This window comes from Micromonospora sonneratiae, from assembly GCF_042679305.1.
GTDB classification, from domain to species: Bacteria; Actinomycetota; Actinomycetes; order Mycobacteriales; family Micromonosporaceae; genus Micromonospora_H; species Micromonospora_H sonneratiae.
Map to the genome: position 1 here is coordinate 1 of NZ_JBHTMP010000142.1, position 3,248 is coordinate 3,248.

General features: G+C 70.4%; 2 protein-coding genes and 1 pseudogene. All 3 read left to right on the forward strand.

Annotated features, from left to right (window positions below; translation table 11 throughout):
• A pseudogene (locus tag ACFQ4H_RS34630) lies at window positions 1-214 on the forward strand (NADH-quinone oxidoreductase subunit NuoE); the annotation flags it as partial.
• Window positions 211-1,530: an NADH-quinone oxidoreductase subunit NuoF gene (gene nuoF, locus ACFQ4H_RS34635; protein ID WP_377579481.1), complete on the forward strand. Its 1,320-nt coding sequence runs from the start codon at window positions 211-213 to the stop codon at window positions 1,528-1,530. The pseudogene ACFQ4H_RS34630 and the gene nuoF, both read left to right, overlap by 4 nt.
• 109 nt (window positions 1,531-1,639) lie before the next feature.
• Window positions 1,640-3,248, forward strand: a 1,609-nt coding sequence (locus ACFQ4H_RS34640) for an NADH-quinone oxidoreductase subunit G (protein WP_377579483.1), incomplete at its 3' end; no start/stop codon positions are given.

Genomic DNA, 3,248 nt, shown 5'->3' on the forward strand with positions numbered 1-3,248 from the left:
CGCGGACGCGCCCGGCACGAAGGCCCCGGTCGACGGCGTCCCGCCGGGACCGGCCGACGCCAGGGCCGCCGAGGCGGCGGGGGTCGCCGCCAACGAGCCGGCCAGTGACGGCAAGCCGGCCGGTGACGACGCGCAGGCACAGGAGCGCTCGTTGAAGGAAGCATCGACGGGCGAAGCGCAGCCAGCGGCTGGGGAAGAGGAGGCGCAGTCATGACGACCACGCCGCGCCGGGAGACGCTGGAGAAGCTGACCCCGGTGCTCACCAAGCGTTGGCTGTCGCCGGACGCCTGGCGGATCAACGTCTACGAGCAGCTCGACGGCTACGCCGCACTGCGCAAGGCGATCGCCGCGCACCCCGACGACCTGATCCAGCTGATCAAGGACTCGGGTCTGCGGGGTCGGGGCGGTGCCGGCTTCCCGACCGGGCTCAAGTGGGGCTTCATCCCCCAGGGCGACGGCAAGCCGCACTACCTGGTGGTCAACGCCGACGAGGGCGAGCCGGGCACCTGCAAGGACCTGCCACTGATGACGCACGACCCGCACTCGCTGGTCGAAGGCGTGATCATCGCCTCGTACGCGATCCGGGCCAACCGGGCCTACATCTACATCCGGGGCGAGGCGGTGCACGCCGCCCGGCGACTGCGCAACGCGGTCAACGAGGCGTACGCCGCCGGCTACCTGGGGAAGAACATCCTCGGTTCCGGGTTCGACCTCGACCTGGTGGTGCACAGCGGCGCCGGGGCGTACATCTGTGGTGAAGAAACCGCGCTGCTGGACTCGCTGGAGGGCTTCCGGGGCCAGCCCCGGCTGCGCCCACCGTTCCCGGCCACGCACGGCCTCTACGCCAGCCCGACCGTGGTCAACAATGTCGGCACCATCGCCAGCGTGCCGTACGTCGTGCTCGGCGGGGCCGCCTGGTGGAAGAGCATGGGTACGGAGAAGTCCGCCGGCCCGATGATCTACTCGCTCTCCGGCCGGATCGCCAACCCCGGTCAGTACGAGTGTGGCCTGGGCATCACCCTGCGAGAGCTGATCGAGTTGGCCGGCGGCATGCAGCCGGGGCACAACCTGCGGTTCTGGACCCCGGGTGGCTCGTCCACCCCGCTGCTGACCGCCGAGCACCTGGACGTGCCGCTCGACTTCGAGGGCGTCGCGGCGGCGGGCTCGATCCTCGGCACCACGGCCACCCAGATCTTCTCCGACCAGGACTGCCCGGTCTACGCGACCTACCGGTGGCTGGAGTTCTACCACCACGAGTCGTGTGGCAAGTGCACCCCGTGCCGCGAGGGCAACTACTGGATGGTCCGGGTCTACCGGCGGATCCTCTCCGGCCAGGGCACCGTCGAGGACCTCGACACCCTGCTGGACACCTGCGACAACGTGCTGGGCCGTGCGTTCTGCGGTCTCGGCGACGGCGCGACCAGTTCGGTGACCTCCTCGCTGAAGTACTTCAAGCAGGACTACCTCGACTACATCGAGGGACGTAAGGCACCGAAGCTGTCCGCCAAGCAGCTAGTTGGAGCGCACTGATGCGAGCACGAGGCGCGCGTTTTCCGGGGCAGCCCGCGTGGGACGTGGCTGAGCCGGAATGCGAGTTGAGCGGAGCGAGCCCCGCAGTCGCGAGCGAAAGGCCGGCACAATGACCGAGGTCGTAAAGGCGACCGAGACCGTCACCCTCACCATCGACGGTGTCGAGGTGACCGCGCCCAAGGGTGCGCTGCTCATCCGCGTCGCCGAGCAGCTGGGCACCGAGATCCCGCGGTTCTGCGACCACCCGCTGCTGGCACCGGCCGGTGCCTGCCGGCAGTGCCTGGTGGAGGTCGAGGGCCAGCGCAAGCCGGTGGCCTCCTGCACCCAGACCGTGGCCGAGGGCATGGTGGTCCGGACCCAGCTCACGTCGGAGGTGGCCAAGAAGGCCCAGGCCGGCGTGATGGAGCTGCTGCTGATCAACCACCCGCTCGACTGCCCGATGTGTGACAAGGGCGGCGAGTGCCCGCTGCAGAACCAGGCGATGTCCACCGGCCGTGCCGAGTCGCGCTTCCACGAGCACAAGCGGGAGTACGAGAAGCCGGTCAACATCTCCAGCCAGGTGCTGCTGGACCGGGAGCGGTGCGTGCTCTGCCAGCGGTGCACCCGGTTCTCCGAGGAGATCGCCGGCGACAAGTTCATCGACCTGATGGGCCGCTCCTCCGGGGAGCAGATCAACATCTACCGGGACGAGGAGTACGGCGGCGAAGAGGGCGACCCGGGTGACGTCCCGTTCAACTCGTACTTCTCCGGCAACACGGTGCAGATCTGCCCGGTCGGCGCGCTGACCGGGGCGCAGTACCGGTTCCGGGCCCGCCCGTTCGACCTGGTCTCCACGCCGAGCGTCTGCGAGCACTGCTCCGCCGGTTGCGCCATGCGTACCGACCACCGGCGCAACAAGGTCCTGCGCCGGCTGGCCGGCGACGACCCGGCGGTGAACGAGGAGTGGAACTGCGACAAGGGCCGCTGGGGCTTCCAGTACACCCAGGCCAACGACCGGATCACCACTCCGCTGGTCCGGGACGCCAAGACCGGTGAGCTGCGTGAGGCACCGTGGAGCGAGGCGCTCAGTGTGGCGGCCGAGGGGCTGCGGGCCGCCCGCGACGGTGGCAACGGTGCCGCGGTGCTGACCGGTGGTCGGCTCACCGTCGAGGACGCCTACGCCTACGCGAAGTTCGCCCGGATCGCGCTGAACACCAACGACGTCGACTTCCGGGCCCGGCCGATCTCCGCTGAGGAGACCAGCTTCCTGGCCAGCGACGTGGCCGGTACGGCCGGGGTGACCTACACCGACGTCGAGAACGCGCCGGCCGTGGTGATCGTCGGGCTGGAGCCCGAGGAGGAGTGCCCGATCCTCTTCCTGCGGCTGCGCAAGGCGTACGGCAAGCGGAAGCTGGCCGTGCACGCGGTCGCGCCGTACCTCACCCGTGGATTCGGCAAGATCGGTGCCCGGCTCACCACTGCGGTTCCCGGCGACGAGGCCCGGGTGCTGGCCGAGGACACCACGATCAACGAGGCGCTGCGGGCCGAGGGAGCGATCCTGCTGGTCGGCGAGCGGCTGGCGTCCGTACCGGGTGGCCTGTCGGCCGCGGCCGAGCTGGCTCGGCGTACCGGTGCGAAGCTGGCCTGGGTCCCCCGGCGCGCTGGCGACCGGGGCGCGATCGACGCCGGCTGCCTGCCCAACCTGCTGGCCGGTGGCGGCCCGGTCACCGACCCGCTGG

Coding starts and splice junctions, on each gene's coding strand:
- nuoF (WP_377579481.1), top strand. CDS start 211: ATGACGACCACGCCGCGCCGGGAGACGCTGGAGAAGCTGACCCCGGTG.